Raw genomic sequence first — 25193 nt, forward strand, 5'->3', positions numbered from 1 at the left:
ATGTGAAGAATTTTAGAAAGCTGCCGACTGCAGAGAAGCGCGAAAAACATCAACTTCGATTGACGCGCCCTACCGCAGTACCGCCTTGCAGGCATTATAGCCTTCAGTTTCCAGCCTACGACGCAGACCGAACAGCCTGGCCTGATTTCCTACATGTCAGCTTTGAGTAATGGTTCTCTTCACCTTCCAAGCTTCACTTTTTCAGCCCTCTAATGTAGCGGGCAATGCGAAACACTCACCGTTGTTGCACTGATCAACCTGCCGCTTCCCGCCGAATGCATGGTGTTTCATAAATAGCCAGCTTCGTGCGTACAACCGGGTCGGCACTACTGACAGGATCCTGTTCCACTCAACCTTCACCGCCTCAATCCTGGGCGAAAAAGGGGATCAACAGAATGGCAGACTTTGTCATCTCGACTATTTGTGACCGCTTATCACAGATCGGGAGAGATTATCTCGCAGCTGCTGCGAATTCACACTTTCCGCCCTCGCTGCGGATTGCCGCAGACAAAATGCGCAGATTGTCACCATTAAGGCAGCTTGCAGTGAAAATTCACTTTGCCCCGCTGTGCCGACCTTGCCGCGGACACTATTTTGCAGTTGCAGCGAACTTCTCCTTTGAAGGGCCGCGTCGCAGCATCCGCATCGATGGCAAAGGTCCGGATGGGGCCGGTCATACTGGCTGTGACCTGTCATACCTAATGGTTCACTGCACCGCGGAAATTGGGGCTCTGGACCTTGCTCCTTGAGCACGCTGTCCGGCCAGCTTGTCTTTAAACGGTATATGCTTCACGCTTGCCCTGTAAACTCTAAGGAATATGCGTCTAAGTGGACTTCAACCAGATACGATACTTCCTTGCGCTCGCAGACACTCTCAATTTCACGCGGGCGGCGGAGCAGTGTTTTGTCTCCCAGCCCGCGCTGACTCAGGCGATCAAGCGCCTGGAAACTGAGCTTGGCGGCGAGCTGATACGCAGGGACGGGCGGGAAAACGCTCTCACCGATTTGGGCAAGTCACTGAGGGCGCATTTCGAGCAAATTGACCGTACGCGGCATTTGGTTCGGGCAACTGCAAAGGCCGTGAACGCAGGCGAAATCGCTGAACTCAACATCGGGCTGATGTGTACGATCGGGCCTGGTGTCCTGGCGCCGATGCTGAATGCGTTTCATGTCGCGCACCCTCTGGTGTCAATTGTCCTGCATGATGTCGCACCTGACGCAATTTCCGATCTCTTGCTGACCGGTGTGCTGGACGGCGCCTTTTGCGCGCGTCATGGGCCGCCGCATCCGCAGCTCAGCTATGTCGAACTGTTCGAAGAGCCTTTGGTCATTGCCTTTCCGGAAGGCCACGCCTTTTCGCAGATGGATGCGGTTTCCCTGCGCGACATAGCCAAGCAGCAGTATGTGGAGCGGCTTCACTGCGAGTTCCGGGAAGAGGTCCTTGAGTACTACAAGGACCTTGATCTCGAGCTCGAAGTTGCTTTTCGCAGCCAGCGCGAAGACTGGATCCAGGGGATGGTCCGCAATGGTGTCGGCGTCTGCTGCATTCCGCGGTATTCGCTGTTGCGGCCCGAGTTGGACCACAGGCCGATTGTGGACCCGGCCTTGTCGCGAAAGGTTGCCTTTGCCACGGCGCAGCAATCTGAACAGCCGCCTGCACTGAAACTGCTTGCGGAATTGGCACGTGCGCATGACTGGCCGGTCTACGACTCTGAACAGCAGAAAGGGCCTGCGGCCTAACAAGGCAAGGCTCAGCGCCGATTGGACTGCTGTGCCCCTTTCGCCGGGCTGCCATAAGCAGTGCCTATTGAATAAGAACAACTGAATATTTCCGCGCGGCGTTGCCTTTGGCTACGGTTCAGCAGGCGGCAGAAAAGCTCTGCTTCAGCAGTAACCTGAACCGAAAAGGATGGATAAGCCGCGGAGGTAGATCAGTTGCCCCGGAAATCTGCCAATAGGCCTGGCGCAGCCGGTTCGTGCATCACGCCGGAAGCAGCGTTTCAAAACGCCTTCTGGGATCACTGGGAAGCCGGTCTCTATGTTGATACGGCCAGCGGCATCCCGTTGTTCGCATCGGTTCACAAGTTCAGGTCCGGCAACGGATGGCCTTGTTTCTTTGAGACGATTGCGGGTGAGGAAATCGGGGAAACGACGGAGCGCTCAGGCGGCATGATCCGTATCCAACTGCGGTGCCGGACGTCCGGCACGCATCTCGGGTATCTGTTTCTGGACGGGCCGGAACCGGCCGGGCTGAGCTACTGCATCAAGTCTTCGGCACTCCGCTTTGTGCCACAGGAAGACCTTCAGGCGGAAGGCTGCGGGGAGTTCGCGCGCCTGTTTACGTCAGAGGCTTAGGCGGAGCCCGGAATGTAAATTACAAATGGGAGAACGAAAGAATGAAGACCAAATCAGAAAAGGCCGCCTTGAGCTTTGCGGCGGCCGCTGTGGCAGCCGTCAGCCTGTCCAGTGCATTGCAAGCATCAGGGCACTTCATTTCAGGGCTGCAGGACCAGTATCCGGCCTATGACCTCAATGACACCTATGTGTTTCAGTCCAGCAACGACGGGTTCACATCCTTTATCTCCTCGGCCAATCCCAGCCTGCCGGGCACGAACACATCGCCAGCAGGCGTCATCTTTGGCAATGAGGGGCTCTATAATCTCCACATTGCCCAGGATGGAGACTTCCAATCCGGTATGACTCTGGTGTTTTCCTTTGAAGGAGAGAATGTCGAGGTCAGCAGAGCGGGTGCCCCCAATGCCGCCGTAGGAGAGGCAGGAGAGCCGCTGGGCAGCGGCAAGGTTGGCGACACCCTGGAGTTGCCGGATGGAATCCGGGTGTGGACCGGGCGCGGAGAGGAGCCGTTCTTTGGCAATGGCGTTGGCCTGGCCAAATTCAACGCGGCCAAGCAGGCAGGCAACTTTGCCCCGGAAATCTTCCAGGAAGACGGTGATCTGTTCATCGGAGCAACCGCCAGTTTCATCGTCGTGGACGTCCCCAACACTCTGCTAGGCGACGAAGTCAAAGTCTTCACCACCACAGCCGTGCCCTACAAGGACGAATGGAGCCAGGTCGACCGGCACGCCAATGTGCTGTTCCCCTATGTGTTCCTGGCTGACACTCCCGCCGTTCAGGAGGATCACGGCCAGCACCGCCCGGACCTTGATGTAGAGGAACGCCGCCAGGCCATTGTGAACAATGTCTTCTGGGCGGTCTCCGCGTCACAGGCGGTCGAGGGAAATCCGGTGGAGTACGCGGGCAAGGTTGCCGATATGATCATGCCCGACGTGCTGACCTATAACCCGGGCACCAAGGCAAGCTATGCGGTGGACGGCCTGAACGGGCGGGCGCTGCAGGATGACGCGATGAACACGGTTCTGCATCTCATGACCGGAGTTGCAATTGACGATAACGCCGACGATGCCAAGCGCTATACGGATCAGTTTCCGTACATCGTCCCTGTGAACTGATTTAACCAAATCCGTGACTGCCTTGCCTCCAGGCCGCTCTGTTGGTGCTGGCCAGAGGCAGGCGGCACCTGGAGGGAAATCCATGAAGATCCTTGTTTGGTCAGCCATTCTGCTGGCATGCGGCACTGCTGCGGCCAGTGCCGAAGATCCGGCAAAACTGCCCGTTCCGTTTAACGCTGATGGAACCGTCAACCTGCCGCAAAACTACCGGCAATGGGTCAACGTTGGCACCACGCTGCTGCCGAAGGGAGAGGTGAACATAATCGACGGACAGCCCATCGCAGCAAGCGAGTATATCGACACTTATGTCGAGCCTCAGTCGTTTGCCGTCTACATGGAAACCGGAATCTGGCCGGATGGCACGCAGATCGTCAAGGAATTCACCGCAACACAGGACGCCGCACCGGATGAAGTGCTTGTGGAAAGCCACTACACCGGCCTTGCGATGCTGATAAAGGATACCGAACGGTTCCCCGCAGAGACTGGTCACCTCGGCTACTTCAACTTCGGCCATCACAGCGAACCATATGAGCGGACCGCGTCGCTGCTGCCAAGGGAACAGTGCTCCTCATGCCATGAGGCGCTTGCCGCCGATCAGCAGTTCATTTTCGCGGATCATCACATCGGGCTTCAGCGCAAGTCGACGGAGTAATCTCCAAAGCCGCCAAATGTTACGATTTCTCCGATAGCCCGGATGGCTCCAGTGAGGCTATCTGCCCCGCAAGAAAACGCTGCGCTACGCACCAACGTCAGGTTTGGCAGGCCGCGATGCAGCGTATCGCTTGCTGGTCGAGCGGCAGGAAAGGGCCGTCTTTTCGGTGGATTTTGCCGCCATTGCGCAGATGTTGCGTGGTAACGAGGTTAGCTGTGAGGCCAATTTACCGGAATCGAACCATTCAAAATGGGTTCAGCGCTTCGGGCCAGCGCCTGGGATGTTCGGTAATCACCAGCAACACATCCGCCCCGATCAGCGCCTTGCGCGCATCCTGGATCATTCGCAAATTCAGACTGTTGATTTCTGCCGCCGAGACCGGGCGGCCGGGATTGTAATAGACCGTCACCAAGAAAGTACGCCCAAGTTTGGTGACCGACATGTCCTGCAGCGCGCCGCCATCCTCGGCGATTGCAGAACGCAGGCTTCGCCGGGCTGCAGCGACACTCTCAGGGCTAGTGCTGGCACCGGCCGGTCGCCCAGCCCACCGCGAAAATCCCGAACATAGGAACCGATCGCCAGCAGACAAAGCAGCAGGACAGTCGCTGAATCACCCACCGGTGCGACCGGCGCCAGCGGACCATCCCGGAACAAGTAGATGGCGCCCAGAGCGCGCAATAAGTCCTTGGCAGATTTCGTACGGGCGCTATCAGAAGAAAACTGGTACGCTGCCGGTGGCGCAAAAGACCTGGTACTGCTCGCAGCAATGTTTTCCTTCACTCTTTCGGGCCTATGCCAGCGGCCATATATTCAAGCAGCTCGAGGCAGCGTTGAGCGGACGGGTTGCCCCGACCGAACCGGGTAAGCTTTGCATAGAGTCGGGTGTTTCTTGAGTGCCAATCCACGGGCATTTCAACCAAGGACCCCCTAGCAAGATAGGAATCGGCAAAGCTGCGCCAGCCCAGTCCCAGGCCGGCGCCGGCCGCAGCGGCCTCCAGCAGATAGACGTAGCTGTCGAACTCCTCTCTGATCTTCCAGCCAGAAAAGTCAGGATGTGCCCGTTGCCAGTCCCGCCAAGTCATCCAGCCGAAATTGTCCTTGCTCAATTCCAGCAGCGGCGGAGGGGCACTGGAACTTTCGAGCGCTTCTTTCGCCTGCTCGACCAGTTCAAGCGTGCCGACCGGTTTGACTTCCTCCTCGCAAACCACGACGTGCTCTTCCGCCGGAGGGAGTGATGAGTACTCGAACACGATATCAGCTCCAGTATCTATTGCCGACCGGGTGAGGTTGTATTCTGCGGTCAGCAGGCGCAGCTCAACCTCCGGACCCAGAGCTTTTCGCAACTGGCCGTGGCGCGGCATCAGCAAAAGATGTGAAACCGAATGCGAACAGACCAGGGTGACCAGTTTCCCGGTCCGCGCTAGGCTGCGGACCGAATCCTGCAGCATGTCGAGGCTCTGTACCATCCCAGCATAGAATTGCTGCCCCTTTCTTGTGAGGCGGATGGGTGAGCTTCCGCGGTCAAATAGCAGGGTGCCGAAGCGGATTTCGAGATTGCGGATATGGCGGCTTATGGCGGGCTGTGACGTGTTGAGCTCCTCCGCCGCGCGGGCAAACCCCTGAAGGCGGGCCGCCGCTTCGAATGCAGCCAGCGCGTTGAAGGAGGGGAGAGAGTATTTCCGTTCCGGCATATCAGTTTCGATATGTCGCCATGGACGCAAAAGCAATGGAAATCCGCGGGAATCCTAGGGAATCTCCTGTGTGAAAGACACCTTAACCGACCGGCAGATTGCAGCATGGACGACTACGAAAAACCACGTAAATGGGCGGACCCCAAGGTAAAGCTCTTCCCGCACCAGGTGGGCTTTACCTGCCCGCCGCATGACTTCGATGCAGCCCCCTCGGACTTCCTCCGCATGGCGCCGCGCAGTGTCGGCGCCCACGGCTGGATGCTGCATGTGCCAGATTATGCGCACCGGCTGGACCAGCGGAAACGGAACTTCGGCATGCTTGAGGATTTTCTGGAATGCATGGCGAACAATGGTGCCGATGTTTGCGGCCAGGTGGGGTCGAATTGGGTGCATGCCTCCGGCCTTGGGGTCGAAGGGATCCGCCAGCACTGCGAAATGTTGAGCGATAAATACGAGACCCCGTTTCACATGGCCGGCTACGCAATTGTCGAAGCCCTGCGTGCAAGCAATGTCGAGAAGGTGGCGCTGAATGCCTGCTACCATCCTGCCAGCTGGTATCAGGGTACCGTCAGTTTCCTGAAAGAAGCCGGATTCGACGTGATCTGGGCCGGGAACTTCTACGATCAGGGCTGGTTCGCCTCGCAGCAGGAGGTCGACGACTGCATCTGGTGTTTCGACGAAGAGCTGATCTGGAAGTCCTTCGATTATACAGCCGAACAGGCGCCCAGTGCCGACGCCTACCTGATCAACGGGATGAGCAATTACCGCCGCCCCTCGGACGGGATTGCGCAGCGCCCGGTCCACTATGCCGCTGCGCTGGAAGAGCGCTTGGGGAAACCGGTCATCGGCCATGACATTGCTCTCTACTGGCGGATTTTCAAAACCCTCGGCATTGCGCCGGAAACCGAACAGGGCAGCTTGCTCTCCTCACTGAAAGACTGACCATGCACAAGATCGTTGCCCTCTGGGCCATTCCCCGCTCCATCTCCACCGCCTTCGAATGGATGATGCGGCAGCGCGGGGATCTGGACTGCCTGCACGAACCTTTTGGCGAAGCCTGGTATCAGGGCGAGGACCCTCTGTGGCCGCGGTTCAGGGAAGGCGAAAAGACAACGCCCGGTCTGACACTGGACAGTGTGTGGGATGATATCCGGGAGCGGGCGCGTAAAGGTCCGGTCTTCCTCAAGGACTTTCCGCATTACATCAATCACATGTGGGACGCGGAGTTCCTGTCGCATTTTACCCATGCTTTTCTGATCCGCGATCCGGCCAAAACCATCACATCGATGCACCACAAGTGGCCCGACTTTGATGAGCTGGAAGTGGGATTTCCCGAGCAGCGGGCCCTGTTCGATCTGCTGACGGCGCTGAATGGCACAACCCCGCCGGTTGTCGACAGTGACGATCTACTGGAATGCCCGGAGGAGATGACACGGGCCTTCTGCGATGCAGTTGGCATCCCCTTCATTCAAGAGGCGCTGAGCTGGGAAGCGGGGGGCGACCCTTCCGCCCACAGCTGGTGGGACGGCGGGTCCTTTCATGCGAACCTGGCCAAATCAACCGGGCTAACACCTCAGAAACGCAAATACATCGACCTGCAGGACTCGCCGGAACGGGTCCGCCGGGTGCACCGCCGGATGAGGCCGCACTACGAACACCTGTACAAGCACCGCCTGCGTGTGCTGCCATCCACAGGTTAAAGCAGGAGTATTTGGAGGATGCGGCAGCCCGGTTCAGTGAAAGAAGTCGTCGAAGCCGGCCTATGCATCGGCTGCGGGCTGTGCGAGGCGCTGGCGCCGGAATGCTGGAAAATGGCCTACACGCCGCAAGGCCGCCTGCGCCCTTCCCGGATCGGCCCGGGGTCCGATGCCGCAATACTAAAGGCCTGCCCGGGGGCCGTTGCCCGTCCCAACGGCGAAACCGCCCCGCTCGGGGACGCAGTCTGGGGCGGCTACCACCGGATGCAGGAGGCCTGGGCCGGCGATCCGGACACCCGGTTCCGGGCGGCGACGGGCGGGGTCCTGACCGCGCTTGCCGCGCACCTGCTTCGGTCCGGCGAGGCACGTTTCATCCTGCATTGCGCCGCCGACCCGCAAGCGCCGATACGATCGGTCTGGTGCCTCAGCGGCACGCCCGGCCAGCTCTTGCAGCGCGCAGGATCGCGCTATGGCCCAAGCGACACGCTGGCCGGGCTGCAAGCGGCGCTTGACCGCGACGAGCCTTTTGCCGTTATTGCTAAACCCTGCGATGCCGGCGCGCTGCGCGAAGTTGCTAAATCCGATCAGCGGCTGGCCCGCAACCTCGTGGCCGTTCTCGTCATGGTTTGCGGCGGCGCATCGGATCTGGGCAAGTCGCAAGCCGTGCTCGATGAATATAAGCTGTCCGAAACGGACGTCGCACTGTTCCGCTACCGGGGCCACGGCAACCCCGGGCCGACACGGATCGAAACGCACGACGGCCGCGCCTTCCAGAAAACCTATGGCGAGATGTGGGCGGATGAAAGCGGCTGGCGCATCCAGACCCGCTGCAAGATCTGTCCCGATGCCTTGGGGGAAGCCGCGGATGTAGCAGCCGCGGATATATGGCCGGATGCCAGCCCTGATGGCGATGACGACGGCTTCAACGGGGTGATCACACGGACAGCGGCCGGCGAACAGCTCTTCCGTGCCGCGAGCGAAGCAGGGAGCCTGATCGCCGGCGCAGACATCACCCCCCGCCAGTTCGACGCCTTTCAGCCGCATCAGGTCCGCAAGAAACACGCCTTGGCCGCGCGGCTCAGAGGCATGGCCGCCGCAGGCTCCCCGGTATATGAGCATGAAGGTCTAAGGCTGGAAACTCTCGACACCCACGATGCCCAGGAGGAGATGGGAACCCTGCAGCGTGTCCGCGGTGGCAAGTTCCATGAAGAACTTCCGTAGTATGGCCCAGCCCAAAGGGTTTGACTTGCGATGAAATTGGCGTACGCCGGACAGCAGCATGTGTTAAGGTCCGCCTTGGTCCGAATAGATCGTTCAGCGGGACTTCCCAGGCAGTGATGCGTACGATCTTCGTCGGTGGCTTCTTCTGGTGCTGTGCGCGGTTCCTATCAGGCGCGGATTTCATATGTGGCGACGGGCTTGCCGAAGATGCCGGTGTCGGGAGTAACGCCCAGCCCAGGCGTATCGGGTGGCGTGGCTTTGCCCCCGATGTTGCGCGCGCCCTGGCCCGGGACCGGATCGACCCCCAGATGATAGTGGCATAGCCAGCTGTCCATGTGATGCTCAGGCGGGGTGCTGCTGGCCAGGTGGACCGCCGCGGTGTCAGCCAGGGCGGATCCGCCCAGATCCTCGATATGCATCTTCCAGCCGACGGATACGGCGAAATCGCGCACCTGCAGGGATTTTGTCAGCCCGCCAAGCCGGTTGGGTTTGACCTTCAGCCCCGCGCAGGCATCTGTTTTCCAGGCGCGCAGATGATCGTCGAATGTGTGCAGACATTCGTCCAGCAGAACAGGCTGGCGCACATTTTGGGCGACATAGGCGCATTGTTCCAGCGTTTCGCAGGGCTGTTCGATCCAGCTGCGGGCATCCGACACGGTGTTCAGAACCTGCAATGCCACGCCCGGCAGCCAGGCCCGGTTGATGTCATAAGTCACGAATTCAGAAGGCAGCAGAGCCGAAGTAATCGCCTCGATCCGTTCGATATCGGTTTGCGGGTCGGACCCGCCTAGCTTTGCTGAATGGGTGCGGTACCCGGCGGCGCGCGCTTCGAGGATAAGAGCGACCATTTCATCGGGTGTGCCGGTGGAGATAGAGCTATTGACATGAACCGGCGCGGCTTGGGCTCCGCCCATCAGCTGCCACAGCGGCATTCCGCTGGCCTGCCCCAGAATGTCCCAGCAGGCCATGTCGACCGGGGATTTCACGTAAGGGTGGCCTGGCAGTTGTAAATCCATCAGCCGGTTTATGTGCCCAAGGCTGCGGGGGTCCTCGCCGATCAGAAACGGGGCCAGCGTTTCCAGACCCGCCCGGATGCCGGGCCCATGCGCCGGCAGATAGGTATGGCCCCACGGGCAGCCTTCGCCCCAGCCGGTAATACCTTCATCGGTGTCGATGCGCACGAAGGTGGAATCGAGCTTTTCGAATTTCAGCCGCCCGCCGGACAGCCAGTAGGGCTTGGTGAGGGGCAAGTCGAGCTGGTAGACGGTAATGCGCGAGATTTTCATGTTGCTGTCTCCTCTGCCGGCATTTGAGGATTGTCCGCGGCGGCGGTTTCTACCGACCGCCTCCAATGGGGTTGCACCTTGCTCAGCGTCATTTCAGAGAGGCACGCTACTAACGCTGTTCTGCAGGCCGGAAGCTGCGGTGTGAATCCTGCGGCTTCTGATTTGCTGACAGTCATGCCGACTGCCCCGCAAGCTCGAAAACCGGCGCCCCGAGATTATCAAAGTCCGGCGTCACGCCCAGCCCCGGAGTGTCAGAGGCATAGAGCTTGCCATCACGCACAGCCGGTCCGCCGATCCCGGTGTTGCGCGTGTTGTAATTCATCAGATCCGTCGAGTTGATCAGCATTTCCTCTGGCGTGGAGGCAGCGAAATGCGCCACCGCCGAGGTCGTGATCTGACCTCCCCAGGTATCTTCGGAAACCACCGGTATGCCATGGTCGATCAGGAAATCACGCACCCGGCGGGCTTTGGACAGGCCGCCAAGGTTGGAGATCTTCAGGCAGCAGACCTCAGCCCCGCGGTCATTCACGATGCGGCGGGCCATTTCGATGCCGGTCACGCATTCGTCCAGCTTCATCGGCTGTTCCGCTACACGGCGCACCTGCTGGCATTCGTCATAGCTGTGACAGGGTTGCTCCAGGATAAAGTCCAGATCGCGGGTCGCGCGTGCCACACGGATGGCATTGTCGACACGCCAGCCCTGGTTCGCATCGGCCATTGCCTTCTCACCCGGTTTCAGCAGCGGCACGCCTTCGCGGATGCGGTCGATGTCGGTGACCCAGTCGCCGCCCACTTTGATCTGAAACTGCCGGTAGCCCGCTGCGCGATGCAGCTCCATCTCGGCAATGGTTTCTTCCAGCACAGGTTTTTGCGGCACAACCCGGTACATCGGCGCGCCATCGGTGAGCTTGCCCCCCATCAGCATCCACACCGGTTGGTTGGTGGATTGCCCAAGAATGTCCCAGCAAGCCGCATCAAAAGGAGCCTTGGCATAGCCATGGCCCTGCACGGTTTTATCCATCAGCCGTTCGATCCGGCGCAGCTGGCGCGGGTCTTCCCCGAGCAGGCGCGGCGCGGCTAGGCGGGAAAACGCCTCCACCCCTTCAGAATGGGCAACCATGTAGTTTTCGCCGCAAGGGGCAAACTCGCCGCAGCCTTGCAGCCCTGCGTCAGTATCAATCACAACCACCGACGACATCGAGGTGGTTATGGCGTAGCCCGCCCCCCAGCCATAGGAGCCGCCGACATATGGCAGCGGAGTCTTGAATACTCGAATGCGTGTTATTTTCATGGTGTCACCACGATGTTTCCGACGTGCGATTTAGTCATGAAGGCCTGTTGCGCAGCAGCCAGATCGCGCAGCGGATATGTTTCCGCCAGAAGCGGCTTCAGGGCGCCGGTCTCGATCATGCCGACGACGCGCTGCATGGTGCCGGGCGGGCAGATCGTGGCGCCGGTCAGCTGCAGGTCCTTGTAAACCAACTGGCGCAGGTCGAATTCCGCCATTTGCCCGGCAATGCAGCCGGAGGTTGAATAGCGGCCGCCCTGGCGCAGTGCGTTGATCAGCGGCATGAACATCGGCGCACCCACCACATCGAGAGCGATATCCACCGGCCCAGCGGCAGCCTTACGGATTGCAGCTTCCAAATCGGGCGTGTTGCGGTCGATGACGATGGCAGCACCCAGTTCCAGTAGCAGCGCCGCCTTGGCTGGGCTGGCCACCGCGATCACCTTGCAGCCCCGCAGCCTACACAGCTGAATGGCGGCGGAGCCGACGCCGCCCGATGCGCCGGTGATCACCACGGTCTCGCCAGGGCGCGGCGCGGTGCGCTGCACAAGGTTCTCGGCGGTGGTGTAGGCGCAGGGGAAGGTGGCCAGTTCCGCATCGCTGAGTGTGCTGTTGACAGGAACTGCGTTGGCCGCACGCACTATGGTATATTCGGCAAAGCCGCCATCGGCTTCGGATCCGAAGTAGCCGGAGTTTTCCGTGTTGAGCCAGTCACTATGGCCTAGCAGCCAAGGGTCGATCATGACCCGCTCACCGATCCGCGCGGCTTCTACGCCTTCCCCGACGCCAACGATTTCACCAGCAACATCCGCGCCCTGAATGACCGGAAAGTTCAGGGATCCGCTGCCCCAGGTGCCGTCACCGGCATCCGCTTCCTCAAAGCCGTCCGTTCTGCCGTTGCCCAGTTCGGCATCGACAGACTTGGAATACCAGGCGGTACGCGTGTTGATATCTGTGTTGTTCAGCCCGCAGGCGCCGACCTTGATCAGAACTTCGCCCTTTGCGGGCTGCGGCGTCGGCACTTCTGTGTACACCAGCTTGTCAAGCCCGCCGTGGCCTGTCAACACAACTGCTTTCATCGTTTGCGGGATCATCCCGGCCTCCCTGGTTTTCTTTGATATGTCTTTCTATCGGCGTTAAGGAGCGGCAGCATCGCCGCTCCTTCTTGCGGATCAGGCCGACTGGTGAACGGCGTCGGTGCGCGGGCGCTCCGATTTCGGATCATAGGCCGGCTCACCCAGGATACGGCCCTTGCGCGGCTCACCTGCGGCGATGATCTCAACCTCCTTACCCAGCACATTCACGTGCAGTTTCACGAAGGCAAATGCGAGGATCTTGCCGACGGAGTGACCGTAGGCGACCGACGCGGTTGCACAGTCGGCAAGATCGGCATGCGTTCGAAGGAGTTTTCTAGCCAGGGCATGACGCGGTCGTAATCAGCCTCGAACAGCCAGTTTTCATATTCCCAGGGACATTCATTGTGCCAGACGGAGTTCGAGTTCTCTTTCTCGTAGATCCCGATCCGCCCCTTCTTTTGCACCATGCGGATGTGGCCCGAGGCCAACTTGTCGTCGCGGATCACCGCCAGTTCAGTGTCTAGATCCTTGAATTCGGGCACGTCCTCGGTGACGAAATAGTGGTGGGTCATCGAGGTCATCTGCAGTTGCAGATCGGTCCATTCGACCATCTGGCGGGCATAGGTGCCGCCGGCGTAGACGAAGTGCTCGCAGATGACGGTGCCTTGCTCGGTTTCAACAACCCACTCACCGGCGTCGTTCTGGGTGATGTTCGTCGCGCGGCATTGGCGGAAGAGTTTCACTCCCTTCTGTCGGGCGCCAGTGGCCATCGCCATTGTCACGTTGGAGGAGGCAACGAGGCCGTCGTCTGGAGTGTACAGAGCGCCAATGACGCCTTCGAGGTTATAGTAAGGGTGTTTCTCGGCGATGAATTCCAGACCGACTAGTTCGATATTGAAGCCAAGCGCGCGGCCAACAGACAAGGTGTGGCGCAGCCAGTCCATTTCGTCTTCTGTATAAGCCAGACGGAAAGAGCCATAACCGTGCGACGCGGAGCCTGAGGTGAGCTCCGCCTTTTCCGACAGCACCGTTTCTTCGCCCCAGCCTTCGTGACCCAATTGATTGGCCTGGCCGCAGCCCAAAACGTCACCGCCGACAATGATGACCTTGGCAGTTCTTTTTTTGGACATCGCAATTTTCCTATTCGAGAGACATGGATTTCGATGGACTTCGCGCTGCCACACATGTACCAAAGTTAGCATCAAATAGCACATATGTACATGCTGTGGATGAGCATGAACTACACAAATGCACCAGTCTCTGTTTTGCGGTTGCTTGCGTCAGATTTGGACGAGTTGACCCCTCAGTTGCGGAAGGCCGCACGTTACGTAGGATGTGTTGATAAAAGGGATTCACACTACCCGCTGAGCGTGATTCAAGCTGGTATCTGCGATGGAGACCAGCTCGGCACGAAATTTGATGCCGGACGAGGAGTGGGTGTTCTTTGAACGGTTAATCCTATCTGTCCGAGCCCCGTACGAACGCAAGCCCACCAAACACCGCCTTGTTCTCGATGGAATTTTCAGGATCGCCTGCACCGGCGTCTCTTGGCGCGATCTGACTAAGGAGTTCGGCAAGTGGTCAAGTGTCTACCGCCAGTTCCGGCTCTGGGAACAGATCAAGGGTGTTTTGAACGAAAGCGGCACCGTTCCGGACCTGCTGCGCTTTGAAAAAAGCGGACCTACGGTCGCGGTTTCTTTCAGCACGGCGTTACGCCAAGCTAATCTTCAACCGTTTGCTGATCGATTTTGCCGGGAACTCCAGCCGCTTGGAAACAACGCCTACCGTTTCTCAGAAAGCAATATCGAGTTCGGTTCCAACAACGATCTGCGCGGGGTGCAGGTGGGGGCAGGCGAGGAGCTGAAGCTGGGGGCTAGCCAAGCAAGTGGCTCGCTGGCTGCTGGAGCGGTCAGGGCGCAGTATTCCCGGCTACCTCTGACGGGCCCGCGTGCTGACTGGACGGCGTTTTTTTTCGGTCAGTGCAGCTGGAAAATCCGCTAGTGGAAAAAATTAAGGAATGCTTTGCCTGCGCAGTGTAACCTCTGTGCTTGGGTGTCCCTATGAGACAAATTGAGAATTTTATCTTTTGCCTTCCTGGCTGCGCAGTTTGCGGTATTCAGTTCCTTGCCCCGCGCTGTCTGCAGAAAATGAGAGGAATAGCCCCGTGAACCTCAAGAATGCAGTCCCCTTAGCCTGTCTTTGCCTCAGCCTGCTTTTCGGTCATACCGCCGGGGCCCGTAGCCTCGTCATCGGCACAATCAGTGACGAGACGGTCAAGGAAACCCGCGTTTTCCTGCCCTTTGCCAAATATTTGGCAACGCAGCTTCAGAATGAAGGGGTCACGGCGGGAGAAGTCAGAATTGCCCGGAACATTGCCCATATGGCGGAACTGCTGAGCAATGGTGAGGTCGATATCTTTGTTGATAGCCCACTTGTCTCGCTCGCGGTCAGGGCAAAATGCGGCAGCCGTTTGGTGGCGCGAAGATGGAAAAAGGGTGTCGCCGAATACCGGTCTGTCGTCTTTGTCCGCCGGGACAGCGGCATCCAGTCGCTGGAAGATCTAAAGGGCAGGGTCATCGCCTTTGAAGAGGCCTTCTCCTCCAGCGGCTACATCCTGCCGCGCCACACGATTGCAACGCAAGGTGTTCAGCTCGCCGCGATGAGCGGCCCGCGGGCGGCGCGGCCTGCGGAGGCCACGGGCTATGTGTTTTCCGGGGATGACGAAAACACCATCGAATGGGTGCTGCGCGGGCTGGTTGATGCTGGCGCCATGTCGCTGAACGGGCTGAAAAAACGCGCCGGAGATGATATCGGGAGCCTTGATGTGCTTGTCCAAACGGAAAATATCCCGCGGCATGTGGTCAGTTTGTCTCCTGGGACATCCGATGAGTTCACCGCGGCGGTGCAGGCCGTGCTGATCAGCATGGATCAGAACGATGAAGGCCGCTGGATTCTGGAAAATTTTGAAAGAACCACGAAATTCGATGCCATACCGGATCAAACGCTGGACATGCTGGAAGAATTTGAAAAGCCGGTGACAGCCCTGATTGGCGGCAATTGAGTTGCGTATGCCGGGCCTCAGGACAAAACTGGTGGTCTACACGGTTCTGATCGTCTTTGCGGTTGCTGGGGCGGTTTCGGCCATTTCGATAACCTTGGCCCACCAGGCTTCTGTTGCTGCGTTCGAACGCCATGCAACGGTGCTGGCAAAGACCCTGGGCGAAGCGGTTCTGGAACCGCTGTATGAGCTGAATGTCAAACTGATGCGCCAGCAAGTGGGCTCAGTTCTGGCCGGAGAGGGTGCCTTGCGGGTGATGATCCTGGATGCGGGCACGCGTGTTCTGACCGATGGAACCGATGAAAACCCGCTGCGGGGCAAGGAGTTCAACGAACCCTATCTGCGGCAGGCCAGGGAACGCGCTGAATGGGTCACCCGGCTGCAGGACGGCGTGATCCAAGTTGCCGGCCCGGTACAGGCGACGGCAGACCGTCGGTTGGGGTATGTGGTGCTGGAATTTTCCACCGCGCGTCTTGATGCTGAATGGATGAAGCACATCCGGCTGACCCTGCTATTGGCCGGTGTCTGTGCCGGACTTGCCTCAATAGCAGCTGTTATCATGGCGAGCTGGATAACCCGGCCGATCAAGCGGCTGACGGACTTTGCCACCAGTATCCGTCTGGGCAGCGCCATGCGGAAAATCCCTGAGTGCGGCCACGATGAAGTCGGCCGCTTGGCAGATGCTTTCACCGACGTTCTGAACCACTTGGATCATAGCAATGCCGAGCTCAAAGAGCTGGCAAACTCGCTGGAGCAAAAGGTAAAGGAAAGGACACAAGCGGCGGAAGCGGGCAACAAGGCGAAGTCCGAGTTTCTTGCGACAATGAGCCATGAAATCAGGACCCCGATGAACGCGGTGCTAGGCATGGCCTCGCTGCTGGAGGAAACCAGCCTGGACGAGGAGCAGGCGCTTTATGCCAGGACGATCTCTGAATCCGGCGAAGCCCTGCTGGACATCATCAACGGGATACTCGATTTCTCCAAGGTAGAGGCCGGGAAGCTGGAGCTGCGGACTGCGCCGCTTGACCTGGAGGAGCTTCTGAGCGGGGTGGTCCGTATGCTGGCCCCCAATCCGGCGGAAAGCCGGGTTGCGCTGCGGCTGGAATACGATCCCGAGGCGCCGAAGAATATTCAGGGAGATGAAGGGCGGATCCGTCAGATCATTGTGAACCTTGTCGGCAATGCACTGAAATTCACTGAGGCGGGATCGGTGACAGTCAAAGTCACCGGCCGGGCTGCTGGCGGCATGGCGAAGCTGCGGATCGCCGTGACAGACACCGGGGTGGGCATTCCCGAAGACAGTCTCGAGAAGATCTTCACTGCGTTTTCCCAGGTTAACAGTACCGCCTCCCGGGATTTCGGCGGTACCGGGCTGGGTCTGGCGATCGCTTCCCGTCTCGCGCATCTGATGGGGGGCGGTATTGAGGTCCAGTCCGTGCTCGGGAAGGGGTCCACGTTCACCTTCACATGCGCCCTTGCAACCGCTGAAGATTTGGTGACGGGGTAACTGCGGTGTGCAAGGCTGGAGGCCTTGGCCTGGCTGGGCGGCATTGCAGGGGCGGGGAGAAACCAAAAGCTGAACTGAGCTGACCGGCGAACCCGGTCGCTGCGGGTCATGTGTCACTTGGATTGCGTTTGCCATTGTCCCTAGGAAGGCCATGCGGCAGGTAGAGGCAGTCATGAAAGTAAAGATCAGCTTCAAGCAGCTGCAGGCCTTGGAGGCAGCGGCCAGGCATGGCAGCTTCACCCTAGCGGCAAGAGAGCTTGGCGTGTCGCAGCCGACGGTCTCCAACCTCGTCTATAACGGCGGCTATGATGCTGTCCGGCGTTACGCGGCCACGTGTTCCATTTGCTGCCGCCGGACCTGGGTGGGTCGCCACATACAGCCGCTGTCACGCAATCGGTTTTGAATAGTCTTAGGCCGAACACATAATGATCGGAGTGGCCCACTTGGTCGTCTTTGAGCCCAAATTACCGAATGCTGCGCGAGACATGAATGGGTCGGAACCTTGTAAAGCCGCCATTGGCCGAAGTGGTGTCGTCTCTTAACCGCCGCTTATGCTTCTACCCAATGCTACACCGCCGTCCGTCATTTCGGACGTTCTCTGTATTGTGAAACACCTATAGCTGCCTTGAGGACATCAGGAGCAGCACTTCAGCCTGCAAAGCGCCAAGGCAGGGCCCCCCGCAGGCTGAAGTGCTGCGCCCCTGGTCAGGACGCGATTTCCTGTGCCTGCTCACGCAGGGCAAATTTCTGGATCTTCCCAGTCGAGGTTCTGGGAACCTCCGTAAAGACGAACCTGCCAGGAACCTTGTAGGGCGCTAGACGGTCGCGGCACCAGCTGCGCAGGGTTTCCGCATCGGCTTTCTGCCCCTTGGCCAACTCAACAAAAGCACAGGGGGTTTCGCCCCATTTTTCGTGCGGCATTGCCACCACGGCAGCCACCGCAACAGCCGGGTGGCAGTACAGTGCTTCCTCGACCTCGATCGAGGAGATGTTCTCGCCGCCCGAGATAATGATGTCTTTCGACCTGTCCTTGAGCTGGATGTAGCCGTCAGGGTGCATGACACCCAGATCGCCGGAGTGGAACCAGCCGCCGGCAAAGGCTTCCTTGGTGGCCTTGGGATTGCGGAAATAGCCCTTCATCACGACGTTCCCGCGGAACATTACCTCGCCCATGGTCTGGCCGTCGCGCGGCACCGGCCGCATCGTCTCCGGGTCCAGCACATCCAGCTGTTCCAGCGGCAGGTAGCGCACGCCCTGGCGCGCCTTCAGTGCGGCCTGTTCGGCAGGCGGCAGATCCGACCAGCTGTGGTGCCAGTCATTGACCACCGCAGGACCGTAGGTTTCCGTCAGCCCATAAAGGTGGGTCACCTCAAAGCCTGCGGCCTTCATGTCCGCCAGCAGGCTTTCCGGCGGCGGCGCGGCGGCAGTAAAGAACTGCACCGGCTGGGAAAGTTTACGCTTGGCTTCTGCGGGTGCCGAGATCAGCAGCGACATCACGATGGGGGCGCCGCACAGGTGGGTCACGCCCTCGTCCGCCAGGGCGTTCCAGATTGGTTCTGCCCGCACCTGCCGCAAGCACACATGGGTTCCTGCGATGGCGGACAGCGTCCAGGGGAAGCACCAGCCGTTGCAGTGGAACATCGGCAGGGTCCAGAGATAGACCGCGTGCTTCTGCATCGAGGTGGTCAGCGCATTGCCCTGCGCCAGCAGATAGGCGCCCCGGTGGTGCGAAACCACGCCTTTGGGGTCGCCGGTGGTGCCGGAGGTGTAGTTGATCGAGATCGCATCCCATTCGTCCTCCGGCATCAGCCAGGCGAAATCCGGGTTGCCGCGGGTCAGAAACACCTCGTAGTCGGCGGCCTCCGCATCTGTCGGCACACCGTCATACTCTGGGTCATCATACTGGATCAGAACCGGCGACGTCGTGGCAAGCGCCAGCGCCTCCTGCATCAGCGGCATGAATTCCCGGTCGACGATCACCAGTTTCGACATCGCGTGGTCGAGCTGGAACGCGATCACCGCGGCATCCAGCCTTGTGTTGATCGAATGCAGCACCGCGCCGCACATCGGCACACCGTAATGGCATTCCAGCATCGCCGGGGTATTGGGCAGCAGCACCGAAACTGTATCGCCGCGGGTGATGCCGTTCTTGGCAAGAGCCGACGCAAGCCGCCGCGAGCGCGAATAGAACTCTGCATAGCTGCGCCGCAAGGCACCATGCACGATCGCAGTGCGGTCCGGAAAGACGCTGGCGGCGCGTTCCAGGAAGGTCAGCGGCGTCAGCGGCTGATAGTTCGCGGGAGTGCGGTCCAGACCGGTGTTGTACGGGTTTTCCGTCATGACCTTAGTGATCCTGCCATTGGGGAGTGCGTTTTTCGAGGAAGGCGCCGATGCCCTCTTCGGCATCGCGGGCGAGCATGTTGTCGACCATCACCCCGGAAGCATAGGTATAGGCGTCGGCCAGGGGCATTTCCCGCTGGGCGTAAAAGGCGCGCTTGCCGGTGGCCAGGGTCATCACCGACTTGGAGGCGATTTTGCGGGCCATTTCCATCGTGGCGTTCTGCAGCTCCGCAGGCGGGACGGCCCGGTTGATCAGGCCGATCTCTTCTGCCCGCCGGGCCGGGGTCATGTCGCCGGTTAGCAGCATTTCCATGGCGTGCTTGCAGGAGACATTGCGTGACAGTGCCACCATCGGCGTCGAACAGAACAGGCCGATATGCACCCCCGGCGTGCTGAACTGCGCGGTGTCCTCGGCAAGGGCGAGGTCACAGCTGGCCACCAGTTGGCAGCCCGCCGCGGTGGCGATTCCGGTGACCTCGGCAATCACTGGTTTGGGACAGTTCACAATGGCTTGCATGGTGGCAGAGCACATCGCCATCACCTTAGCAAAATAGACCCGCCCGCCGTCCGTGGCTGCGCGTCCGGCGGTCATTTCCTTCAGATCATGCCCCGCGCAAAATGCCGGACCGTTTGCGGCCAGGATGATGACACGTACCTGCGGGTCTTCCCCTGCTACAGCAAGGGCGTTGGCCAGGGTTTCCAGCATCGCCTCGGACAGCGCATTGCGCCGCCCGGCATCGTTCAGGGTCATGCGCAGGATGCCATCGTCATCCAGGTCACGCAGCAAAATGTCTTGCTGTTGCACAGGGCATCTCCTTTTCCGGGGCTCATCGGATGTTGATCTCGACGCTGTCGGCAAGCGTATTGGCAATAAAGCAATAGCGGTGTGCGCGGTCCTGCATCTCCTCCAGCTCCTTGGGACTGACGGAGAAGCCGGTGTCGAAGCGCACCACCGGGTGCAGATCAATGCGCGTCACCGACATCTGGCCCTTGGGGTTCTTGCCGAGATGCGCCTCCGCATAGTCGTGGTAAGTGGCCACCGGCCAGCCGGCCTTGGCCGCCAGAGCCAGGAAGGTCATCATGTGGCAGCTGGACAGGGCCGAGGCCAGCGCCTGTTCCGGGTTGGTGTTGCCCGGATCTCCGCCCCAGTCGGGGGCGGAGTCCACTTGGACATCATAGCTGTTGTTGTAGAGCACCGTGTGGGCGTTCGAGTAACGGCCGGTTTGCAATACGGGTTCGGCCCGCTGCCAATGCAGCTGGATGGAAAGATCGGACATCGCGGAATCCCTGTTCGTGAACTCTGTCTGCGTCAGGCAGCGGCGAGGGTCTTTTTCGGGTCGAAGAATGGCCGCTCCACGACGGTGGCGCGGGCCTGGCCGGAGCCGGTCATGACCTCAACCGCAGATCCGATGACGGCGTCCTCTGCAGCAACCATCGCCAGGGCGATGTTCTGTTTCAGGCGCGGCGAATAGACAGCGGAGGTCACCTTGCCGATGGCGGATCCATCCTTGCTGACAGGCCAGAAAGTGGTGTTCGGTCCAGTGAGTGGCGCCCCTTCGATGACCAGCCCGACCTGCTTGCGGCTGACACCTTGCTCCTTGATGCGGCGCAGTGCAGCCTTGCCGATGAAATCAGCTTCCACGTCCAGGTTCACCAGCCGGTCGAACCCCAGCTCAAACGGGTTGGTGCTGATATCGGCGTCGGCGTGATAGGACAGCATGCCGCCCTCGATGCGCCGGATCGAGGAGGTATGGCCGGGCTTCAGGCCGAATTTCATGCCTGCAGCCATGATCCGCTCCCACAATGCGTCGCCCTGGCTGCTGTCACGCAGGTACAGTTCATAACCCAGCTCGCTCGACCAGCCGGTGCGCGACACGATCAGCGGGATGCCGTCAAGATCAACCTCGCGCAGCCAGTAGTATTTCAGGTCCAGGATGCTGTCGCCGAACAACGCGCGCATAATCTCGCCGGACTTCGGGCCTTGCAGCTGCAGCGGCGACACATCTGGTTCGCAGATGGAGACATCCAAGCCGGAATGCACCGCTACGCCCTGCGCCCACAGCAGGATATCGCTGTCGGCCAACGAGATCCAAAAGTGGTTTTCCGCCAGACGCAGCAGGATCGGGTCGTTCAGGATGCCGCCATCGGCATTGGTGATCAGTACGTATTTGCACTGGCCAACGGCCATCTTGGACAGGTCGCGAGGGGTCAGCATCTGCACGAATTTCGCGGCGTCAGGACCGGTGATCTCCACTTGGCGTTCCACTGCGACGTCGCACAGGATCGCGTCGTTCACCAGGTTCCAGAAGTTTTGCTCCGGATTGCCGAAATCGCGCGGGATGTACATGTGGTTGTACACCGAGAACCCCATGGCGCCCCAGCGGACAGTGGCGTCGAAATAGGGGGATTTGCGGATCTGTGTGCCGAACCCGAAACCGTTTGATTGCGTCATGTCTTTCACCCTTTGCACCGGCGGCCCGGTCAGCCGCGGACTGTTTGAACTGGGTGAAGGATTACCCGCACAGGCGGGCCGGGAGCGGACTGAAATCAAGCTGCGGACAGACCGAACGGACTGATGTCAGGCAGGCCGACAGACCGTTCAGGCGGCGTCCGTCATTTGCCCGACCCTGCCGCCAGCCCGGAGAGGTTCGGCTGGGCGGATTTGACGCGGCGCGTCACGATATAGGTCATGTAGCGGTCAATCCCCAGTTCGGCCGCCAGCAGGGTTTCCATCAATTCCTGAAAGGCGGCTAGGCTTGGAGTGAATATCTTCAGGACGTAATCCATGCCACCGCCTGTGGCGATGCATTCGGTGACCTCTTCCAGCTTCCGGATATGGCCCTCGAAGCGTTCAAAATCAGACTTGCGGTGGTGTGTGAGCGAGACCGTCACGATGACCTGCGTGAAATCACAGACCCGGTCGAGGGCAATGTCGGCGTGGTAGCCGCGTATGAACCCGGCTGCCTTCAATTTCGCAAGCCGGGCCCAGCACGGAGTTGGCGATAAGTTAACGATCTCCGCCAGCTTGGTTTTGCTTAGCTGGCCGTGTTTCTGGACTGCACTGAGGATGCGGATATCGGTCGCATCGAGGCTTAACTTGTCCATGCATCAGAGCCTTTCAAAGCAAGGGTTTGGCGGTCCAATACAATCACCAACGCAAACCTGGAAGCAACATCTTGCTCCAGTGAGGCTGGTTTGGCGCGCGGGCGACTGGCCGACTGTCCTCTGGAGAATTCTACAAAAGAGCGTACTGCGTGAAACCGAAAACAACCAACAGCCGCTGCGTCATGGTCAGATCCCGGCATAAGAATTCCGGGGGGCTCTGCGGCTAACTATTCAGAATGTCGGCTTAACCGAATTTGGCCTGCCACCAAAAGATGCAATGAAGGCCCGGAAACCGCCCTTGCTGCGGAACTCCGCAGACAAATGCGCAATGTGCCGCCATTGAGGCTGCTTGCAGTGAAGTTGCACTTTGTCCGGCTGACCGACCTTTGACGGCCGTGCCGATACCGCATAGCGCATGAGGGGCTGCTTCGGTGAAGCCGCACCGCAGCGACCAGCACGGGTGTGAAAGGCAGCATAGGGCCGTCCTTTACGAACCGCTGGCTTGGTTCAAGGCGGATGCTGCGCCGCATCCGAGGTCGGCTGCGAGCCCATTTTGCAAGATGTCGCGCGCTGCATCAATGGCAGGTTTGCTATCCTTGCTGCAGGAGCGCCTCCACAATTTTTCTAGGTCCATGCAACAATGTGGTCGATCAAGAGGCGCGAAAGAGAACGCCGCCGGCTGGTGCCGGGCCAGACGCCATAGGTGCCTAGATCCGGAATTGACCAGTCAGGGAGCACTTCAGCAAGGGTTCCGTTTTCCAGCTCTGGATCTGCCACCAAGGCAGGCAGTCTTTGGATCCCCAAACCTGCGCAAAGCGCAGACCGCAAGGCGGCAAAGCTATCGACAACCACGCGGCCCCGATTGGTGTGCAATGTTCTTTGGTCTTCGCCCTTTGTGAGGACAACCTGATCAATCAGACCTTCCATGGCTACAAAATCTGCGGTTTTCAGATCATCCGGCGTTGTCACGCCCGAAAGGGTTGCCAGATAGGACGGTGCGCAAACGAGCTTTCTGCCTGCGCTGCCTAAACGGCGCGTGCGCAGATTGGAATCGGGCAAGTCCCCCACACGCAAGGCCAGATCAATCCCTTCGGCCACCAGGTCAAAATTGCGGTCAAGGTAGCGGACGGTAAGTGCCACCGCCCGGTGCTGAAACGCGAAATCCCAGATGGCCCGTTCGTAACTGCTGCCTGCCATAAAGGCAGGCAGGGTTATAGTAAGTGCTCCGGCTGGCTCATTGCTGATGTCAACGACGCTGTTCAACCCGTCTTCAGCAGCTGAAACCATGCGCTGCGTGTGCTCAAGAAGCCTCTTGCCCTCACTGGTCAGCGAAAGCGAGCGGGTAGACCGGTAGAACAGCGTGACACCGAGCCGGTCCTCCAGCTTGGTCACATGCTGGCTGATCCCCGAAGTGGCCAGCCGCAGCCGTCGGCCCGCAGCCGAGAAACTGCCGGTTTCAGCGACAGTAGCGAAAATGGCCATGGCGCGAAGGTCATTGATCATATTTCATCCTGACTGAATAATGATTTCAACATGATCCATATTATTGAAAAGCGCTGCGACCGCTAGCTTGTTGCCAGAAGAGGACCTTGAACATGACACTCATCAGCATCTTTGTTGGGCTTCTCTCGGCCTTTTTTCTGTTTGCCAGTTCGATCAAGATTTTCGGCTGGCAAAAGTTTATCTTCGACACCCAATTAACGATGTTCATAAAGTACGGCCTGAACCGGCAGATCATGATGCTTGTCGGTCTTGCCGAGTTGTTCGGGGCAGTTGCAATCTGGTTTCAGGGCTCAGTGTTTGGAACCTTGGGGGCACTGGCGCTCCTCGGCACCTCAATCGGCGCCGTCGGGTGCCACCTGATCTGGGACACATGGCAAGAAGGCGTTCCTGCGATGATCACAGGCATACTTTCTGCCGTTGTCGTGTGGTCGTGAATTCCGGCGCTCTTGGGCCTCCTCGGACTTTTCTAGTTCGCGCAGTTGGAGAAAAAACATGACAGAGAGCATCCGCGTTTCAAATGCAAAGGGTCTGTATCTGGAAGGCATTCGCGACGGCAAAATGGCCGAGGCCCTCGAAAAGTATACAGGCGATAGATATACCCAGCGCTCCACTGGCGTGCGAGACGGCAAGGAGGGGTTCATTGAATTCTTCACACCCTTTCTGGAACGCAATCCTGTCCGTGACATTCAGGTAGTGCGAACCATCGAGGACGGGCGTTTCGTTTTTTGCCACGTCTACCAAAGCCTCAACAACGGCGAGGCGCAGTGGGTCACCGGCGACATATTCGACACCGATGATGAAGGCCGTATCGTTGAGCATTGGGACGTCATCGCCGAATACAAATGGCCGACTGTTTCCGGGCGCACCATGGTGGACGGCCCCACCGGGATTGAGGACCTAGACCAGACAAAGGCGAACAAGGCCTTAGTGCAGGACTTTGCCGAAAAGGTGCTGATAGACGGGCGCACCGATCTGGCACCCAACTACATCTCCGCCGGCCAATACGACCAGCACAACCCCGAAACAGGCGACGGGCTGGAAGGCTTGGCCAAGCACCTGAAAGAGGTGATGAGGAGTGGCCAGGCCGCGCAATATGTGAAAATTCACCGTTTGCTGGGCGAGGGCAACTTCGTGGTGATCTACAGCCATGTGAAACAAGGCGGTGATGACTGGGCCTTCTTCGATCTGTTTCGCCTCAAAGGGGGCAAGATCGTCGAGCACTGGGACATTCAGGAAAAGATCGGTCCAAAGGAGACCTGGAGAAACTCGGGCAAGTTCTAAAGCCGCGTTCCACTCAAG

Annotated in this window: 25 protein-coding genes and 2 pseudogenes; 14 read left to right on the forward strand and 13 right to left on the reverse strand. The window is 59.3% G+C overall.

Translation table 11 applies throughout. From position 1 onward, the window contains the following. Positions 1-395: 395 nt before the first annotated feature. From KUW17_RS07435 to KUW17_RS07455, 5 genes are all read left to right on the forward strand, one after another. Positions 396-749 (forward strand): hypothetical protein, encoded by a 354-nt coding sequence (locus KUW17_RS07435; protein ID WP_222477609.1) that lies wholly within the window; start codon positions 396-398, stop codon positions 747-749. 79 nt (positions 750-828) lie between these two features. After that, entirely contained in the window at positions 829-1740 is a 912-nt protein-coding gene (locus KUW17_RS07440; RefSeq protein ID WP_222477612.1) for a LysR family transcriptional regulator, read from the forward strand. A 195-nt stretch (positions 1741-1935) separates the two neighbouring features. Then, the gene (gene msrB / locus KUW17_RS07445) at positions 1936-2355 is read left to right on the forward strand and encodes a peptide-methionine (R)-S-oxide reductase MsrB (protein ID WP_222477614.1); all 420 of its coding nucleotides are present in this window, start codon (positions 1936-1938) and stop codon (positions 2353-2355) included. A 41-nt stretch (positions 2356-2396) separates the two neighbouring features. Beyond that, complete coding sequence (locus tag KUW17_RS07450) at positions 2397-3470, forward strand: DUF4331 family protein (protein WP_222477616.1); 1074 nt, start codon at positions 2397-2399, stop codon at positions 3468-3470. Positions 3471-3552: 82 nt separating this feature from the next. Next, on the forward strand, positions 3553-4122 hold the full coding sequence (locus KUW17_RS07455) for a cytochrome P460 family protein (RefSeq protein ID WP_222477618.1): 570 nt from the start codon (positions 3553-3555) through the stop codon (positions 4120-4122). Between the two features lie 244 nt (positions 4123-4366). On the opposite strand, the gene KUW17_RS07460 is transcribed toward KUW17_RS07455, so the two are convergent. Next, positions 4367-4564 carry a hypothetical protein gene (locus KUW17_RS07460; RefSeq protein ID WP_222477620.1) on the reverse strand — a complete coding sequence of 66 codons (198 nt, stop codon included), beginning with the start codon at positions 4562-4564 and terminating at the stop codon, positions 4367-4369. A 334-nt stretch (positions 4565-4898) separates the two neighbouring features. Then, positions 4899-5813, reverse strand: coding sequence for a LysR family transcriptional regulator (locus tag KUW17_RS07465; RefSeq protein WP_222477622.1), 915 nt, complete (start codon positions 5811-5813; stop codon positions 4899-4901). Between the two features lie 105 nt (positions 5814-5918). On the opposite strand from KUW17_RS07465, the gene KUW17_RS07470 reads away from it, so the two are divergent. The 3 genes from KUW17_RS07470 to KUW17_RS07480 are packed head-to-tail and all read left to right on the forward strand — an operon-like array spanning position 5919 to position 8731. Continuing rightward, on the forward strand, positions 5919-6755 hold the full coding sequence (locus KUW17_RS07470) for a hypothetical protein (RefSeq protein WP_222477624.1): 837 nt from the start codon (positions 5919-5921) through the stop codon (positions 6753-6755). A 2-nt stretch (positions 6756-6757) separates the two neighbouring features. After that, positions 6758-7513 carry a sulfotransferase family protein gene (locus KUW17_RS07475; RefSeq protein WP_222477626.1) on the forward strand — a complete coding sequence of 252 codons (756 nt, stop codon included), beginning with the start codon at positions 6758-6760 and terminating at the stop codon, positions 7511-7513. A gap of 18 nt (positions 7514-7531) precedes the next feature. After that, complete coding sequence (locus KUW17_RS07480) at positions 7532-8731, forward strand: Coenzyme F420 hydrogenase/dehydrogenase, beta subunit C-terminal domain (RefSeq protein WP_222477628.1); 1200 nt, start codon at positions 7532-7534, stop codon at positions 8729-8731. Between the two features lie 167 nt (positions 8732-8898). Here KUW17_RS07480 and KUW17_RS07485 read toward each other — a convergent pair whose 3' ends face one another. The 5 genes and pseudogenes from KUW17_RS07485 to KUW17_RS07505 all read right to left on the reverse strand — a co-directional run. Beyond that, a complete protein-coding gene (locus tag KUW17_RS07485) occupies positions 8899-10017 on the reverse strand; it encodes a mandelate racemase/muconate lactonizing enzyme family protein (protein WP_222477630.1) in 1119 nt (372 codons plus the stop codon). A 172-nt stretch (positions 10018-10189) separates the two neighbouring features. Continuing rightward, positions 10190-11308: a mandelate racemase/muconate lactonizing enzyme family protein gene (locus tag KUW17_RS07490; protein ID WP_222477631.1), complete on the reverse strand. Its 1119-nt coding sequence runs from the start codon at positions 11306-11308 to the stop codon at positions 10190-10192. Then, a complete protein-coding gene (locus KUW17_RS07495; RefSeq protein ID WP_315899390.1) occupies positions 11305-12339 on the reverse strand; it encodes a zinc-binding dehydrogenase in 1035 nt (344 codons plus the stop codon). The genes KUW17_RS07490 and KUW17_RS07495 overlap by 4 nt, the downstream gene beginning before the upstream one ends. A gap of 138 nt (positions 12340-12477) precedes the next feature. Then, a complete protein-coding gene (locus tag KUW17_RS23310; RefSeq protein WP_226429490.1) occupies positions 12478-12621 on the reverse strand; it encodes a hypothetical protein in 144 nt (47 codons plus the stop codon). A gap of 68 nt (positions 12622-12689) precedes the next feature. Then, positions 12690-13511, reverse strand: a pseudogene (locus KUW17_RS07505) (NAD(P)/FAD-dependent oxidoreductase); the annotation flags it as partial. A gap of 262 nt (positions 13512-13773) precedes the next feature. Between KUW17_RS07505 and KUW17_RS07510 the strand changes: the two are divergent. The 4 genes and pseudogenes from KUW17_RS07510 to KUW17_RS23470 all read left to right on the forward strand — a co-directional run. After that, positions 13774-14046, forward strand: a pseudogene (locus KUW17_RS07510) (transposase); the annotation flags it as partial. A 499-nt stretch (positions 14047-14545) separates the two neighbouring features. Then, positions 14546-15442: a phosphate/phosphite/phosphonate ABC transporter substrate-binding protein gene (locus KUW17_RS07515; protein ID WP_222477637.1), complete on the forward strand. Its 897-nt coding sequence runs from the start codon at positions 14546-14548 to the stop codon at positions 15440-15442. Beyond that, on the forward strand, positions 15429-16946 hold the full coding sequence (locus KUW17_RS07520) for an ATP-binding protein (protein ID WP_222477639.1): 1518 nt from the start codon (positions 15429-15431) through the stop codon (positions 16944-16946). The genes KUW17_RS07515 and KUW17_RS07520 overlap by 14 nt, the downstream gene beginning before the upstream one ends. Before the next feature lie 172 nt (positions 16947-17118). Beyond that, on the forward strand, positions 17119-17349 hold the full coding sequence (locus KUW17_RS23470) for a LysR family transcriptional regulator (protein WP_222477641.1): 231 nt from the start codon (positions 17119-17121) through the stop codon (positions 17347-17349). A gap of 302 nt (positions 17350-17651) precedes the next feature. Here the strand turns inward: KUW17_RS23470 and KUW17_RS07530 are convergent, their stop codons facing one another. The 6 genes from KUW17_RS07530 to KUW17_RS07555 form a co-directional block, all read right to left on the reverse strand. After that, positions 17652-19286 (reverse strand): acyl-CoA synthetase, encoded by a 1635-nt coding sequence (locus tag KUW17_RS07530; protein ID WP_222477643.1) that lies wholly within the window; start codon positions 19284-19286, stop codon positions 17652-17654. Positions 19287-19290: 4 nt separating this feature from the next. After that, positions 19291-20091: an enoyl-CoA hydratase gene (locus KUW17_RS07535; RefSeq protein WP_222477645.1), complete on the reverse strand. Its 801-nt coding sequence runs from the start codon at positions 20089-20091 to the stop codon at positions 19291-19293. A gap of 22 nt (positions 20092-20113) precedes the next feature. After that, positions 20114-20563 carry an OsmC family protein gene (locus tag KUW17_RS07540; RefSeq protein WP_222477647.1) on the reverse strand — a complete coding sequence of 150 codons (450 nt, stop codon included), beginning with the start codon at positions 20561-20563 and terminating at the stop codon, positions 20114-20116. Between the two features lie 32 nt (positions 20564-20595). Next, positions 20596-21738, reverse strand: a complete 1143-nt coding sequence (locus tag KUW17_RS07545) for a glycine cleavage T C-terminal barrel domain-containing protein (protein WP_222477649.1) — start codon at positions 21736-21738, stop codon at positions 20596-20598. A 161-nt stretch (positions 21739-21899) separates the two neighbouring features. Beyond that, positions 21900-22391 (reverse strand): Lrp/AsnC family transcriptional regulator, encoded by a 492-nt coding sequence (locus tag KUW17_RS07550; RefSeq protein WP_222477651.1) that lies wholly within the window; start codon positions 22389-22391, stop codon positions 21900-21902. A 624-nt stretch (positions 22392-23015) separates the two neighbouring features. Beyond that, positions 23016-23894, reverse strand: a complete 879-nt coding sequence (locus KUW17_RS07555) for a LysR family transcriptional regulator (RefSeq protein ID WP_222477653.1) — start codon at positions 23892-23894, stop codon at positions 23016-23018. Positions 23895-23986: 92 nt separating this feature from the next. On the opposite strand from KUW17_RS07555, the gene KUW17_RS07560 reads away from it, so the two are divergent. After that, a complete protein-coding gene (locus KUW17_RS07560) occupies positions 23987-24328 on the forward strand; it encodes a DoxX family protein (protein WP_222477655.1) in 342 nt (113 codons plus the stop codon). 58 nt (positions 24329-24386) lie between these two features. Further along, a complete protein-coding gene (locus tag KUW17_RS07565; protein ID WP_222477657.1) occupies positions 24387-25175 on the forward strand; it encodes a nuclear transport factor 2 family protein in 789 nt (262 codons plus the stop codon). Positions 25176-25193: the final 18 nt, after the last annotated feature.

Source organism: Leisingera aquaemixtae, assembly GCF_019801145.1.
In the GTDB taxonomy this organism is placed as follows: Bacteria; Pseudomonadota; Alphaproteobacteria; order Rhodobacterales; family Rhodobacteraceae; genus Leisingera; species Leisingera aquaemixtae_A.